The following is a 14,033-nucleotide window of genomic DNA, read 5'->3' as shown; positions in this document are numbered from 1 at the left end:
AAATTGTCCCACCACCATCGTCGGCTGCAGCTTTGGCCTGTAAGGCAGGAATCGGGCTAGCAACAGTCGGGGCGCGCCGGCTATACTCCCGCGCTTTTCTCTGTGGCCGTTCGCGCCTCCCTATTTTGACCGACCGATGTCGATTGCTACCCATACAAATTGCCTCCGCCGCTTAGGTTTTGCACTGGCCCTGTTGGCGCTGGCGGAAAGCCTGTCCGGGTGCGTGGAGCGGCGGATGACCGTACGGAGCAATCCGCCCGGTGCGGAGGTTTATGTCGACGATTATCAAATCGGCTCCGCGCCCGCCTCCGCCAATTACACTTATTATGGCACCCGAAAAATTCGCTTAGTGAAGGACGGCTACGAAACCTTGACGGTTTATCAGCCGATGCCTGCTCCCTGGTACGATTGGCCGGGCATTGATTTTTTCAGCGAGAACTTTTGGCCGGGAAAAATTCGTGACGAACGTGCTTTCGATTACCAAATGAGCCCGTTAATAATGGTGCCCACCGAAGAGCTGAAAAGTCGGGCCGATCAGTTGCGCACCGCCAGTATCATGCAGACGGCGGCCGAAACGCCCGTGGTTACAGCGCCCCCGGCGACAGTCGCTCCCGCGATAGGGCCGCCAGCAATGGCGGCTCCGGCAATCGAGACGCCGCAAATCACTTCTCAGGCTGCGGGGGGTGCGCCGGCGTTGAATGCCAATCCGCAGGCGTTGCCGCCGATCAACGGGGCGCCAACGTTAATCCCGCCGGGCAATTATCCGCCGCCGGGCGGGTACCCTGCGCCCAATGCGTATCCTGCACCCAGTGCGCTGCCGCCCCCTCCCGCTGCCCCACCCACCAGTGGACCGCTGTTCAATCAGCCGGTCGTTCCGCCCGGTTGGCGGCCGATTGGCGAGGCAACAACGCCCCTGCAACGGTAAAATCCCTCACTGGCACGGACGACGGCCATTGCGATTACTTTAATCCTGGCCCAGGGCTGATGGCGTCGGTCACGATCACACCGGGATGACGCGCCACTTTGTCCGTGATGATGTTCACGTTGCAAATGATCGGTTCCAGTTCGCGGGTCAAACGATTGACGTTCGTCGCCGCCTGGCTGAGATTATTGTACAGCTCCGGATTGTTCACCAGTTGTCCCAGCGAGCCTTCTTTGCTGTTCAGCGCCCGGCTGAACTTGTTCATTTGTCCCAGCAAATCGTCCAAGCGTTCCACGCTTTGGGCAATGTTGCTGATCATCCCCTCGCCTTGTTCGTCCATGGCCTTGGTCACGGTTTGAATGTTTTGCAGGTTGTCGTTCGCCAAGGCGATGGTTTTTTGCATGCCATTGATGGTGTCGCGCGTTTCGCCCAGGAGTTTGGGCATTTCGGCAATGGATTGCTTGAGGTCGTGCTTCAGTTTCTCGTCACCGGCCACATCGTCAATGTCCTTGAGCGATTTTTGGAACATTTGCATGGTATCGTCGGTGTCTTTGATGATTTTGGAGAACTGCTCTCGATTCGTACCCAACACGTCGTTCAGATTCTTTGCCAGCTTGCCGACTTCGGTGCCGGCATCGGTAAGCGATTCCGCGGCGCGGTTCAAATTGCCTTCGATATTGGCGAAGGCTTGCAGCGGATCGGTCGATACGGCGCCGGCGAGCAGATCGCCGGGTTGAATCCGTGTCCGCTGGACCACTCTTTGGGGACCGGGCACAAATTCCAGTCTGGCATCACCGAGCAGGCTTTGTTTAATTTCCACGGCTTCGTCCCGATATAAATCGATGCCGCCATCAATGCTGGCCGTGATCAAAACGTCATTGTCGGGCGCGAACTGCACTTTGGTCACCTTGCCGATGCGAATGCCGCTTTTTTGCACGGGCGTGTCTTGCGAGACACCGGGCGCGGAATGGAATTTGATGTACACCACGTACGTTCCGCGCAGCAATGCCGGCGCTTCGCCAAACAGCAGCATCAGAATGCCGGTGATAATCAGTGCCGCCAGCACCGTGACACCAACGCGGAATTGTACGACACGTTCGTCCATGGACGGGGGTTTCAGTGGTCAGTGGGATAATTAGTGTGAGTTTTTTTGCATTTCGCGCAGGCGCGAGCCGGCCTCGCCGCGCACAAATTGCGAAACACGCTTGTCACTGCTGCGTTCCAGCGCATCGGGCGGACCGTCGAAAATCAATTGGGGTTCCTCCGGTTTGAGATTCGCCAAAGGAAACATCATCACCACGCGGTCGGCCACTTTGCGCACCGTGTTCATGTCGTGCGTCACCACGATGCTGGTCACGGAGTGCAACTTGCGGGTGTTGAGGATCAGTTCGTTGATGACGTCGCTCATGATGGGATCCAGTCCCGTGGTCGGCTCGTCGTACAGCATGATTTCCGGATTAAGGGCCAACGCGCGGGCCAGGCCGACGCGCTTTCGCATGCCGCCGGACAGTTCGGCCGGATGTTTGTCAAGCGCTTCAGCGGGCAGGCCCACTTCGGCCACTTTTTCCATGACAATGTGCTGAATTTGTTCCGAGGTTTTGTCGGTGTGCTCCTTCAGCGGAAAGGCGACGTTTTGCGTGACCGTCAGGCTGTCGAACAGCGCGGCTCCCTGAAACAAAAATCCGTACCGGGTGCGCTGGCGAGCGATTTCCTGATCGTTCAGCTGAGCCAAATTCCGGTCTTCCAGCAGGACGGAACCCTTGCTGGGCTGCCCCAGGCCGATCAGCATTTTCAACAGCACCGTTTTGCCGCAGCCGCTTTCGCCAATGACCACCAGCGTTTGTCCGCGCGGCACGGCAATGTTCAGATTGCGCAGCACGGCTTGTCTCCCAAAACGGACGTGGAGATTTTTCGTTTCGATCAGTGGTTTGGAAGTATCGCCGGTCATGCGATCAAAACAGCTTGGCTTGGCTGGGCCAAATTGCCTGAGAAAGTGCGTTCAGTCCAATGTTCAGGAACAAATCGAGAATCAAAATAATCACGAACGAGTACACAAAGGCATTCGTAGCGGCACGGCCCACCCCTTCGGCGCCGGGGTCGCAATGGAAACCGCGGTGGCAGCTGATTTGTGCAATCGCCGCGCCGAAAAACAGGCTCTTAAAAATACCAACGTATAAATCCCAGTTGCCGACATAGCGCTGCGAATTCTCCCAGTAGAAATGGGAATCAATTTGCAAAATACTGATGCTGTAAAAAGCACCCCCCACGACGCCCATGAAATCGGCCATGACGGTTAGCGCCGGAATCAACAGCAAGCAGCCCAAAAACCGTGGGACGACTAAATAGTAAATCGGGTTGGCGCCCATGCAGGTCAGCGCGTCGATTTGCTCGGTCACGCGCATGGTGCCCAACTCAGCGGCAATGGCGCTGCCCACGCGGCCGGCCAGCATCGTGGCCGCCAACACGGGGCCCAACTCGCGGACCAGCGATTCGTTAATGACTGCCCCCAACCGGCTCTCTAAGTGCATTTGCCGAAATTGATCGTAACTTTGCACCGACAGCACCATCCCAATGAACGTGCCCGTGATAGCCACCACGGGCAGGCTCAGCACGCCAATCTGGTAGAAGTTGGGCAATAGCGTGTCTTTGCGCGGCATCCGCGTGAACATCCAGCGAAATGTACGCCAGGTAAAAAGCGCGACGTCTCCGATCGTCGTAATCCAGCGGATGATGACCTCGCCCAAATCGGCAATCCAATCCATCGCTCCGTCCAGATGGCCGTGGGAGCGCGATGGCGGAGATAGTGAGGAACTGGCTTCGGTGGACATCTGCGTTGAGGGGTGTGGAAATGGTGTCTGCCGTGTCTACTCGACCGTTCATTCGGAGCGCAGGACGGCACTTCGCGCGCAAAACACCGCCGTCCTATCATTCGACCGTCTAACCTTGCCGCTTGAGAGAAGTGTGTCGGATGCGGGAATGTTTCCGGTTATTGAAAATCGGCAAAGCCGCTAGCGATGCTGGCAAACGCAAAGTGCCAGCAAAAAAGCCCGGGGCTGGCAACCCCGGGCTGATGTGATTTCCAAAACCTTAATCCGACAACTTTACGGACCTTCCCCGGCTGGCTCGGGCTGATCGTCGTCGCCGGTATTCGACTCCGCGGGTGTGGAAGCTGCGGCGCCGACCAATTCCGCCGGTTCGCCGATGCTGCCGATGAATGTCAGATGCTTGACCTTGCCCTCGTCGTCTTTCTTTACGTCGACCACGATGGTGTCTTTGCCTTGGAATTCGCCCTTAAGCAGCTCCTCGGAGAGCGGGTCTTCGATGCGCTGCTCGATTTCGCGGCGCAGCGGTCGAGCGCCAAAATCGAGATTCGATCCCTTGCGTATCACATATTCCTTGGCGGCATCGGTCAGAACCAATTTCAGGCCCCGTTCCGAAAGCCGCGAACGGACTTTCGACAGCTCGATGTCGATCACCTGCTTCAAATCGTCCTTCGTGAGATGACGGAACACGATCAAATCGTCCAGTCGGTTCAGGAATTCGGGCCGGAACACTTTTTCAATGCGCTCCGTGACGCGCTCCTTCATGCTTTCGTAGGAGCTGTCGCTGTCGGCTTTGCGGAAGCCAAAATCGGATTCATTCTTAATGGCTTCGGCGCCGGCGTTGGTGGTCATAATCAAAATGGTGTTACGGAAGTCGACGTGCCGACCAAAGCTGTCGGTCAAACGCCCTTCTTCCATGACCTGCAACAGCATGTTGAAAACGTCGGGATGCGCCTTTTCGATTTCATCGAGCAGCACGACCGCATACGGTCGGCGGCGAATTTTTTCCGTCAGTTGGCCCCCTTCCTCGTAGCCGACGTAGCCGGGTGGCGCGCCGATCAGGCGGCTGACGTTATGCTTTTCCATGTATTCGCTCATGTCGATTTGCACCAGCGCTTCTTCATCGCCAAACATGAACGCGGCCAGCGCTTTGGCCAGCAGCGTTTTGCCCACGCCCGTTGGACCGGCAAAAATAAAGCACCCGGTGGGCCGCTTGGGATCCTTTAGTCCGCTGCGGCTGCGACGCACGGCCTTAGAAATGCTTTTGATGGCTTCGTCCTGGCTGACCACACGGTTGTGCAGGTCTTCTTCCATTTTCATCAAGCGCATGCTGTCTTCGGTGGTCATGCGCGTCAGCGGGATGCCGGTCATTTTGGACACGACTTCGGCAATCACCTCTTCGTCGACCACGCCGTCGGCCTCGCGCGATTTGTCGCGCCAGTCGCGGGTGATTTGCTGCTTTTTCTTTTTCAGCTTGTCGGCCGAATCGCGCAGCGAAGCCGCCTTTTCAAAATCTTGATTCGCCACAGCCTCCTCTTTTTCCTTATTCAGCCGTTCGACTTCCTCGTCGATTTCCTTCAGATCGGGCGGCTTAGTCATGGCTTTCAGCCGCACCCGGGCGCCGGCTTCGTCGATGACATCGATGGCCTTATCGGGCAGGCAACGGCCTGTGACATAGCGGCTGGACAGTTCCACGGCAGCCTCAATGGCGTCGTCGGTAATTTGGACGCGATGGTGCGATTCGTACCGGTCGCGCAAGCCTTTGAGGATTTCGATCGTTTCGGATTTATTCGACGGCTCGACGATAATCTCCTGGAAGCGGCGCGCCAGCGCGCTATCTTTCTCAATGTACTTGCGATATTCATCCAGCGTGGTCGCGCCAATGCACTGGATTTCGCCGCGAGCCAGCGCCGGCTTCAGCACATTGCTGGCGTCGATTGCCCCTTCGGCGCCCCCGGCGCCGACCAGGGTATGTAACTCGTCGATGAACAAAATGGTGTTTTTAGCGCGGCGGACTTCGTTCATCACCGCTTTAATGCGCTCTTCGAATTGGCCGCGATACTTGGTGCCGGCAACCATCATCGCCAGGTCGAGCACCACAATCCGTTTATCGCTCATGATTTCCGGCACGTTGCCGTCGACCACGCGCTGCGCCAGCCCTTCCACGATGGCCGTTTTGCCCACGCCGGCTTCGCCCAACAGCACCGGGTTGTTTTTAGTGCGGCGGCAAAGAATTTGGATGGCCCGTTCGATTTCGCGCTCCCGGCCAATGACCGGATCGAGCTTCGATTGCCGGGCCAGTTCGGTCAGGTCGCGCCCGAAGCTGTCCAGCGCCGGCGTTTTGGATTTCCCGCTTTTTCCCGTCGGTTCCGAGCCGCCGCCGCCGCCACCGCCGCGTTCCATCCCGCCCCGTTCGCCTCCTTCGCTTTCCATGCCGTGGCCCAGCAGGCTGAGTACTTCTTCGCGCACGTCTTCCAATTTCAGACCCAGGTTCATCAGCACCTGCGCCGCCACGCCTTCCTGTTCCCGCAATAGGCCCAGCAAAATATGCTCCGTGCCCACGTAGTTGTGATTCAGGTTGCGCGCTTCCTCCATCGCATACTCAATGACTTTTTTCGCCCGCGGAGTTTGCGGCAATTTGCCCATGGTGACCATGTCGGGTCCGCTTTGGACTAGTTTTTCCACTTCCAGGCGAATTTTGCGCAGGTCGATATCCAGATTCTTCAGCACGTTGGCGGCCACGCCGCTGCCTTCTTTAATCAGGCCCAGCAGCACGTGTTCCGTGCCGATGTATTCGTGATTGAAGCGCTGAGCCTCTTGATTGGCCAGCTGCATGACTTTGCGAGCTCGATCGGTGAAGCGTTCGTACATGATTGCTCTCGTTTCTGAGTTGACTCATGCCCAGGGGTTGCAACCCTGGGCTTTCATTGACATTGATAAATTCCTTAAGCGGCTTTGGTGGTCGACGGCTGCCCTTTGACCGGATTAACCTTGATTGCTGTTTGATGGGTGATGGGCGAAGTTTGAAGTTGATTGAATTGGTCGTCCAAAAGTTGCCGTTCGCGTTGGATTTCGCTGCGCCATTTTTCGGCGCCGTCTAATGTCGTTATTCTACGCAGCCGTTCTGATGCCTCGGCCAGTTGACCTGTGCGGCGCAGCAGGCTGGCCAACATCAGTTGTGCATCCACGTCCTTTCCGTTGATGCCGATTAACTGCATGAGCAGTTGTTCCGCCTTAATCCAGTTCCCACTTAAGTATTCGCGTTGGGCGTGGCGAAACAAGTCCTCTGCGGTTTTGGCGGTTTGGTCGGAATTAAAACCCAACAACTGCCGAAACGACAGGATAACGGACGCCCCCCAAATCATTAACAGCAAAACCCATACCCCCAGCCGTTGCCAAGGATCGACCCATTCAGTCCAAACGAACGTGGACACAACGGCTAAGTTCAATAGCCAGGCGAAACCACAGCCGACCGCCAAACCCCACCAGGCTCCTGAAAACCAGAGCTGGGTAAGTCCCGGCCAAAGCGGCGTGAACCAGCGGGCCCAGCGCATGTCCCTAACTTCCTCCGTGATAACCGCTAAACTTCTTCCTTTGATCTGCATGTCGCTGGGGAATTCTAACCCCGGATTTAGCTCGCAGCAAGGCAAAATTATGGCTAGCTAAGTGCTGGCAAACGCTTCCGCCATGGCTCCGGGGGGCGGGGCACTTTGTGGTTGTCGAATTTGTGGCGCAGCGAATCCCAGTCGCAAGCATGCAAGTCAGGCCGTGCCGGCAACCATCCGATGCATTGCACTCCCGAACAACTGCGGCAGGCGAAAGTTTGAAGTCATTAACATTTTTTGCCGCCGGGGGTTAGGCCAACTCCGTCGCCGTCGCTGATCTCCGACATCAAAAAAAAACACAACAGAATTGGGCCACGCAACTGTTACAATCGTTGAAACCGAGCAAGAAACACCCAAATGCAGGAGCAAAACATGAAAGTCAATTTAGCCGTTGCCAATCAGGACAACACGGTGCAAGTGCCCCAGTGCCGACAGGCCGTTCTCATTCCCTCAAGCGTCACCAGCGCCATGCTGATCGACAACCAATACATTGAAATTGTGCAACCCGCCTGCGTCACTTTCGGACCCTGCGCGGAGGGATTGTCGATCGAACCGTTTACCGTCCAAGGGCCGGGCGACAATGACATCATCACCGTGGTTTGGATGGCCTGAACGAAAAATTACAGAACGTAAGTCCAAGAACGTCGCACCTCGCAGCGTGCGACGCCAAATAGGCTTCAGTGGACGAATTTTGACAATTTAGTAGATGGTGAGAACCATGTCGACAGCCATTAAAACCGTGCCGATCACCGCAGAAAATACCGAGTATTCCATCAATTTGGGCACCATCACCAACTTAACCATCGGGTGCCGCGAACAACTTGGCAACCTCCGCATCGCTTTGGAAAGCGGCCACGTCGCACCTCGCAGCGAGCCGTTTCTCGAAGTGAAGTACAGCAGCAAGCAATCGCTCAGTTTTACTCCCGCCGCCGATATAACGTTGTACATCGCCGCCGACACAACGGAAGTTGTCGCCGAAATTGTTACCAAGTAAAACGCCGCCGTCAGCGACGCCACGGGCACCCTGCAACTCCGGTTTAGGTCCCTCCCGCGTTGACGGCGGCCGAAAACAGGAGGATTGCCGCCATGAAACGTCAAAAGTATCCAATCATCGTGGATGGCGCAGTGCTGGTGCCAGCGCCGCTGAAGAAAAGCAAGCCGCCCCGTCAGCGAAAAGTCCGCGCAGCTCGGAAGGCGAAGCGCCGCTAACGCGTAACATTGCTCCGCCAAACATCACGTGGCTTCGGTCAACGTGCAATAGCCATCGATCCAAAGTATTAATCCAGCAACGTTAAAAATTGTCCGCCACCAAGAACGAATATGGAATACCAAGCTCAACGTGTCCATCTTTGTACCGCCAATGCCGACAAAGAAGCCACAGAACTGAATATCGACATCGACCCCCACGGCGAAATTACCGTCTCCGCCAGCCGCCCTCAAGATTGGCTCGTCGCCCTCGATGCTCAAGCGCACAAGCCGCGGCAATTTCCCATTCGGTTGCAGCCGGTGATCAACACCCAACCGCAGCCAGCGGCCCGCACAATTGCCGGCGTTCAGGTCCGCCGCAGACTTCCCCGCACTTCCTAACCCACGAATCCAACCATGACCATTCCCTTCGACGATGATATTTTCACCCTCGCCGACGGCGTGGAGCAAATCTCCATCGACTCGGCCGGCCCTTACCAGGCCATTGTCCGGAAAATTACTCGTGCCGAATCCGCAGGCTCGGGATTGCCCGACACCACGATTGTGTTCGTGATCGAATCCGCCGCCACGCCCACCGTGGGCGCCACCATCCAGCGCACCAGCGGCGAAACCTTCACCATCGTCAAAGCCGAGTTGCGATCGCACGAAACCCGCTGGGTCGTCTTCACCGGAACCCTGCCGGTTATGACGCAAAGCCAGCCCGAATTTCATACCATCAGCATCGCCGCGCCCAACACCGAGTACAGCCTGGCACTGACCAGCGTCAGTAATTTGAAAATCAATGGCCGCGACGCCACAAAAACTTTTCGCGTGGCCTTCGAGTCGGGCAAGGTCGCCGGCAGCGTGGAACCGTTCCATACGCTCCACGCCCACCAATCGCTGTCGTACAGCTTCAAACCGGCCCTCGACTTCACCTTGTACGTCGCCTCACCCTCCGGCGGCATCGCCCTGGAACTGGTCACCCAATAATCGGCCCGCCGTTGCCCACCCAAGCCGACGACTTGTCGTCGATTCGTCGCCCACTGCCCCCCGCTCTGTGCCCCAAAGGGGCAACCCAATATAGCCCAGGGCAAGTCCCGGCGCGCCGGGACGTCGCCCTGGGATACCGTCACCAAATAAACTAAAAGCCCCAACGGGGCGACATTGCCGCCACTCCGCCACTAGCATCCACCCCGCCCAAACTCGACAATGACAATCAAACTTTTTGCCACTCATCGTGCAGCGCCATGCCCAACACCGCCCCAACCAATCCGCATCCGCCCAACCCCGGCACCCAATCCGGCATCCTCCGCATTGTCGATGCCGAATCCAACCGCACCGCCGAAGGCCTGCGCGTCGTGGAAGATTACGTCCGCTTTGTCCTCAACGATCAACATCTCACCCGCCTGGTCAAACAGTTGCGGCATGATCTAGCAGCCGCCCTGCAGCGCATCCCCACCGCAAACCGCCTGTCCGCCCGAGAGTCGCAAGCCGATGTGGGAGCCGAACTCTCGGCGGCGGTGCAATCCAACCGCACCCAACTGGCCGACGTCGTCGCGGCCAGCTTCAAACGCATCCAGCAGGGCCTGCGCAGCCTGGAAGAATACGTCAAGCTGCTGCACCCCGCCGCGGCCGCGGAACTGGAGTCGCTGCGGTTCCGCTCCTACACGCTGGAACGCGCCGTAGGCATCACCGCAAATTCTTGCTCCCGGTTGGCAGAAACGCGGCTGTACGTGCTGATCGATGGCGGCCCCAACGAAACCGCTTTCGCCGCGTTGGCCCAATCGCTAACCGCCGCAGGCGTCCATGCCCTGCAACTGCGTGACAAGCAACTAACCGACCGCGAACTACTCGCCCGCGCCCGCAGCCTGCGCGACCTCACCCGCACCACGCCCACGCTGTTCATCATGAACGATCGGGCCGATCTGGCCGTGCTGGCCGGCGCCGACGGCGTTCACGTGGGCCAGGACGAACTCAGCGTGAAAGACGCCCGGGCGATCGTCGGCCCGCAGGCTTTGATTGGCGTTTCGACCCACAGCCTGGAGCAAGCCCGCCAGGCCGTGCTCGACGGCGCCAGTTACATCGGCGTCGGCCCCACGTTCCCCTCAACCACCAAATCGTTCTCTGCCTTCACGGGCATCAACCTACTCCACTCCGTCGCCGCAGAAATTTCTCTGCCCGCCTTCGCCATCGGCGGCATCACTCTGGAAAACATTCCCCAAGTGATTTCCTCCGGCCTCCACCGCGTAGCCGTCTCTGCCTCCATCACCGCCGCCCCCGATCCCACCGCCGCCACCCGCGCCATGTTATCGTACTTAGCCCCCGGCGAGTCGCCGGGGGCTAAATTATCTCCCTCTCCCACCGGGAGAGGGCCGGGGTGAGGGGTGTATCGTCTGGTGCCAAAGAGCCGCGCACGTCAGTAAGCGGTGCAATTTCCCCGACCGCTGGGAGAGGGTCGGGTGAGAGCGCAGTTACAAAGCCGGCGATGGTATCGCTGGTTGCCCACATTGCTCGCACACTTGGCGCGATGAATTCGCCGGGTGCTAAATAATCTCCCTCTCCCACCGGGAGAGGGCAGGGTGAGGAATGCCGAATAGCCGCGATTGCATAAAGCCGCGACCGTTGGTCGCGCTCCAATCCCACAACGCCCCCAATGCCATCCCTGGGTACCAAACAAATGCCCGCGGCTTAGCTCCGGCGTCCGGCCGGGGGTTCCCTCGCCCCAGCAACCGAGCACGACTGCCCCAACGGCAGTCGAGCGCAGGGCGGTAGACCGTATGAACACAGAGGGCACGGTGAGGGGTGCAAATGTAAAGCCGGCCCTAGCCCCGGTTGTCATACTGAAAAGATTAGATAAACTTATGCTGTGCTCAGTTGTACAGTATCCTTTTATTTCACATTCGGCGTATGCGTCAGTCTCTTTTATTTTGTGAACTTGAAGCTGATCAACCCAAAACAGAGCGCTCGTCGACAACATTTGCCGATAACCTGCGGCTGCCAGTGCACCGTTGGATTCGATTTAGTGCTGGTTTCTCCGGAGCTTGGGCGCAACACCTGATTCAAACCACTCGCAAGAATCTCGATGTCCGCGTGTTAGATCCATTCGCCGGATCAGGTACGACGCTCATCGCGGCGGAAAACGCTCGTGTCTCTGCATACGGTGTCGAAGCCCACCCGTTTGTATTCCGACTCGCAAGCGCAAAGCTATTGCATCGATCGAAAGCAGACGAATTCGCTAAATTGGCAAAAGCGATCCGCAATAGTGCTCAACATAGAAAGCCTTCAATCGAGGGCTATCCACAACTCATCCGAAAGTGCTTTACTGATGCAGCGTTGGGCGAGCTCGACTGCTTGCGGGCCGCACTAGAAGCGATGGACGACGGCTCACATGCTTCCCGCCTCGCATGGCTCACATTAGTAGGAATTCTTCGCGCCTGTTCGCACGTGGGAACGGCACAATGGCAATACGTTTTACCCAAGAAAAGAAAAAAATTCCCTGCAAGTCCGTATGCGGCGTTCGATGCTCTCAGTCGAGTCATGCTTTCTGACATGGCTAAGTCATCGGTAATCGACGGCCCACAAGCGAACCTCATCCAAGGTGATGCACGAGATTGTGGAGGCGTGCCCGACCAATTTGCTACGTTGGTAATTACATCGCCTCCGTATCCCAACAATTACGACTATGCTGACGCCACACGTTTGGAAATGTGCTTTCTGCGAGAAATCAATGGATGGGGTGACCTACAAGCGAGCGTACGCCGCTTCCTGATGCGCTCTTGTACCCAGCAGGTGCCCGAAAGCGCTGTCGATCTGCATGAGACAATTGCCGAACCTCTCCTCACACCGATCCGACCTCAAATCTCCGAAGTGTGTGACCGTTTGGCCAAAATCAGGTTGTCGAAAGGCGGAAGGAAAACATACCACCTTATGATCGCGACATATTTTCATGACATGGCAAGAACTTGGAATGCGTTGCGTCGCGTCTGCGACAGCCCAAGTCAAGTATGCTTTGTGATAGGCGACTCAGCTCCCTACGGCGTTTATGTGCCAGTTATTGATTGGATTGGTATGCTCGCAATTCGCGCAGGCTTCAAGTCATTCCATTTTGAAAAGACTCGGGATCGAAATACCAAATGGAAAAACCGGAAACACCGAGTGCCGCTTTGTGAAGGGCGGTTGTGGGTCGAAGGTTAAATCTTATGGCACACTCACCATCTCACCGCTTTGGCCAGATTATTGGGGACGCGCTGGAAACGGCTATTCGGCCGATCCTGCAAGCCGCCGCCACGGAGCTTGGTATGTATCTGGATGCAAAGGGAGAACGCAAGGTTCGCGGCTCAAAACGGAAGGTTGCCTGGATGGACGGAAAAGGCAATAGCCATGACCTCGACTACGTTTTTGAAGCCGGTGGAAACGACGAAGTAATCGGTTTGCCGAGAGCCTTTATCGAGATAGCTTGGAGACGATACACAAAACACTCAAGAAATAAGGCGCAGGAAATTCAAGGGGCAATTATTCCACTTGCTGAGAAATACAGCGACCAACACCCATTTCTGGGCGTTGTGCTGGGTGGCGTTTTCACGACGGGCTCACTCACTCAGCTTCGGTCGCATGGATTCTCAGTTCTTTATTTTCCCTATGAAAGCGTAATTAAGGCGTTTGCAATAGCAGGAATCGACGCTGGTTTCGATGAAGAAACTCCCGATCGGTCGCTCCTTCACAAAGTCAAGGCATATAAAAAACTCAAGCCGCCGCAGCGGGAAGGCGTTGCGCAGTCTCTTCGTAACCAACACAAAGCTGAAATCGACGAATTTGTATCGTCTCTGAAAACGGCCTTAACGCGGCAGGTTGCACAGGTCTACGTATTACCGCTTCATGGCCTTATCCGGACTCTCGATAGCATCGTCGACGCAATTATGTTTATCGAGGGTTTTGATGAAAGCAGTCCACATGACTCATTTACACGATACGAGGTTGGTGTTCGATACAATAATTCCGATGAAATTCGTGGACAATTTAAGGATAAAACCACCGCTATTACATTCTTGCGCGGAATGCTGTAAGACAGCCAAGAAATCGGCCCAAAAATCCGTTGAATCTCACGCGGATTTCAGATAGTGTACGTTTATATCGTACACACACTCCGCGCGCTAGAAAGCCGATACGCTGCCCTGAGAAAAAATGTGCCCACAGCCTACGGTCTGGAAATGTTCAACCCGCTAACCAATCGTCGTTTCGTGTTTAGGGCGTTTCATGCGTCACTGGCAGGCAGCAGGCGGAAGCCGCGGGAAGCTGTCAGCCGCCTGGGTCCGTCTTCCACCTTCCACTCCCTTCCCCCACGCTACCATGCCCGCCACAAGGGAAAGTTGCTGGAAAGATGTTTGGTTCACCACCCTATTTTTCCCGAGCATTACGTGCCCACACTTTCCCCCTGCGCTGCGCAAATTTTTTTTCGTCCGCCAAAAAATCGCTATATCCCTCGGGAAAATCCCCCCATCG

The 14,033-nt window shown here is 56.6% G+C and carries 14 protein-coding genes; 9 read left to right on the top strand and 5 right to left on the bottom strand.

Annotation, left to right across the window (positions count from 1 at the left end):
- The first annotated feature begins 136 nt into the window (after positions 1 to 136).
- The gene (locus tag VMJ32_14465) at positions 137 to 925 is read left to right on the top strand and encodes a PEGA domain-containing protein (protein ID HTQ40227.1); all 789 of its coding nucleotides are present in this window, start codon (positions 137 to 139) and stop codon (positions 923 to 925) included.
- Between the two features lie 34 nt (positions 926 to 959).
- Here the strand turns inward: VMJ32_14465 and VMJ32_14460 are convergent, their stop codons facing one another.
- The 5 genes from VMJ32_14460 to VMJ32_14440 all read right to left on the bottom strand — a co-directional run bounded on the left by VMJ32_14460 (position 960) and on the right by VMJ32_14440 (position 7,178).
- Positions 960 to 2,027, bottom strand: a complete 1,068-nt coding sequence (locus tag VMJ32_14460) for an MlaD family protein (protein ID HTQ40226.1) — start codon at positions 2,025 to 2,027, stop codon at positions 960 to 962.
- A 30-nt stretch (positions 2,028 to 2,057) separates the two neighbouring features.
- On the bottom strand, positions 2,058 to 2,801 hold the full coding sequence (locus tag VMJ32_14455) for an ATP-binding cassette domain-containing protein (protein ID HTQ40225.1): 744 nt from the start codon (positions 2,799 to 2,801) through the stop codon (positions 2,058 to 2,060).
- A 73-nt stretch (positions 2,802 to 2,874) separates the two neighbouring features.
- Positions 2,875 to 3,684: an ABC transporter permease gene (locus VMJ32_14450; protein HTQ40224.1), complete on the bottom strand. Its 810-nt coding sequence runs from the start codon at positions 3,682 to 3,684 to the stop codon at positions 2,875 to 2,877.
- Between the two features lie 339 nt (positions 3,685 to 4,023).
- Positions 4,024 to 6,615, bottom strand: coding sequence for an ATP-dependent Clp protease ATP-binding subunit (locus tag VMJ32_14445; protein ID HTQ40223.1), 2,592 nt, complete (start codon positions 6,613 to 6,615; stop codon positions 4,024 to 4,026).
- A gap of 74 nt (positions 6,616 to 6,689) precedes the next feature.
- The gene (locus VMJ32_14440) at positions 6,690 to 7,178 is read right to left on the bottom strand and encodes a tetratricopeptide repeat protein (GenBank protein ID HTQ40222.1); all 489 of its coding nucleotides are present in this window, start codon (positions 7,176 to 7,178) and stop codon (positions 6,690 to 6,692) included.
- 543 nt (positions 7,179 to 7,721) lie between these two features.
- On the opposite strand from VMJ32_14440, the gene VMJ32_14435 reads away from it, so the two are divergent.
- The 8 genes from VMJ32_14435 to VMJ32_14400 all read left to right on the top strand — a co-directional run bounded on the left by VMJ32_14435 (position 7,722) and on the right by VMJ32_14400 (position 13,597).
- A complete protein-coding gene (locus VMJ32_14435) occupies positions 7,722 to 7,961 on the top strand; it encodes a hypothetical protein (protein ID HTQ40221.1) in 240 nt (79 codons plus the stop codon).
- Between the two features lie 106 nt (positions 7,962 to 8,067).
- Complete coding sequence (locus VMJ32_14430) at positions 8,068 to 8,343, top strand: hypothetical protein (protein ID HTQ40220.1); 276 nt, start codon at positions 8,068 to 8,070, stop codon at positions 8,341 to 8,343.
- Between the two features lie 92 nt (positions 8,344 to 8,435).
- Positions 8,436 to 8,558, top strand: a complete 123-nt coding sequence (locus tag VMJ32_14425; GenBank protein HTQ40219.1) for a hypothetical protein — start codon at positions 8,436 to 8,438, stop codon at positions 8,556 to 8,558.
- A gap of 111 nt (positions 8,559 to 8,669) precedes the next feature.
- Complete coding sequence (locus tag VMJ32_14420) at positions 8,670 to 8,936, top strand: hypothetical protein (protein HTQ40218.1); 267 nt, start codon at positions 8,670 to 8,672, stop codon at positions 8,934 to 8,936.
- A gap of 15 nt (positions 8,937 to 8,951) precedes the next feature.
- Positions 8,952 to 9,524 carry a hypothetical protein gene (locus VMJ32_14415; GenBank protein ID HTQ40217.1) on the top strand — a complete coding sequence of 191 codons (573 nt, stop codon included), beginning with the start codon at positions 8,952 to 8,954 and terminating at the stop codon, positions 9,522 to 9,524.
- Positions 9,525 to 9,781: 257 nt separating this feature from the next.
- Positions 9,782 to 10,915 (top strand): thiamine phosphate synthase, encoded by a 1,134-nt coding sequence (locus tag VMJ32_14410; protein ID HTQ40216.1) that lies wholly within the window; start codon positions 9,782 to 9,784, stop codon positions 10,913 to 10,915.
- 526 nt (positions 10,916 to 11,441) lie between these two features.
- Positions 11,442 to 12,728: a DNA methyltransferase gene (locus tag VMJ32_14405; GenBank protein ID HTQ40215.1), complete on the top strand. Its 1,287-nt coding sequence runs from the start codon at positions 11,442 to 11,444 to the stop codon at positions 12,726 to 12,728.
- Positions 12,729 to 12,733: 5 nt separating this feature from the next.
- A complete protein-coding gene (locus VMJ32_14400) occupies positions 12,734 to 13,597 on the top strand; it encodes a hypothetical protein (GenBank protein ID HTQ40214.1) in 864 nt (287 codons plus the stop codon).
- Positions 13,598 to 14,033 lie beyond the last annotated feature (436 nt).

The organism is Pirellulales bacterium (assembly GCA_035499655.1).
Taxonomy (GTDB): Bacteria; Planctomycetota; Planctomycetia; order Pirellulales; family JADZDJ01; genus DATJYL01.
The sequence above is the reverse complement of the archived record's forward strand: the minus strand, read 5'-3'. Positions and strand labels throughout refer to the sequence as shown.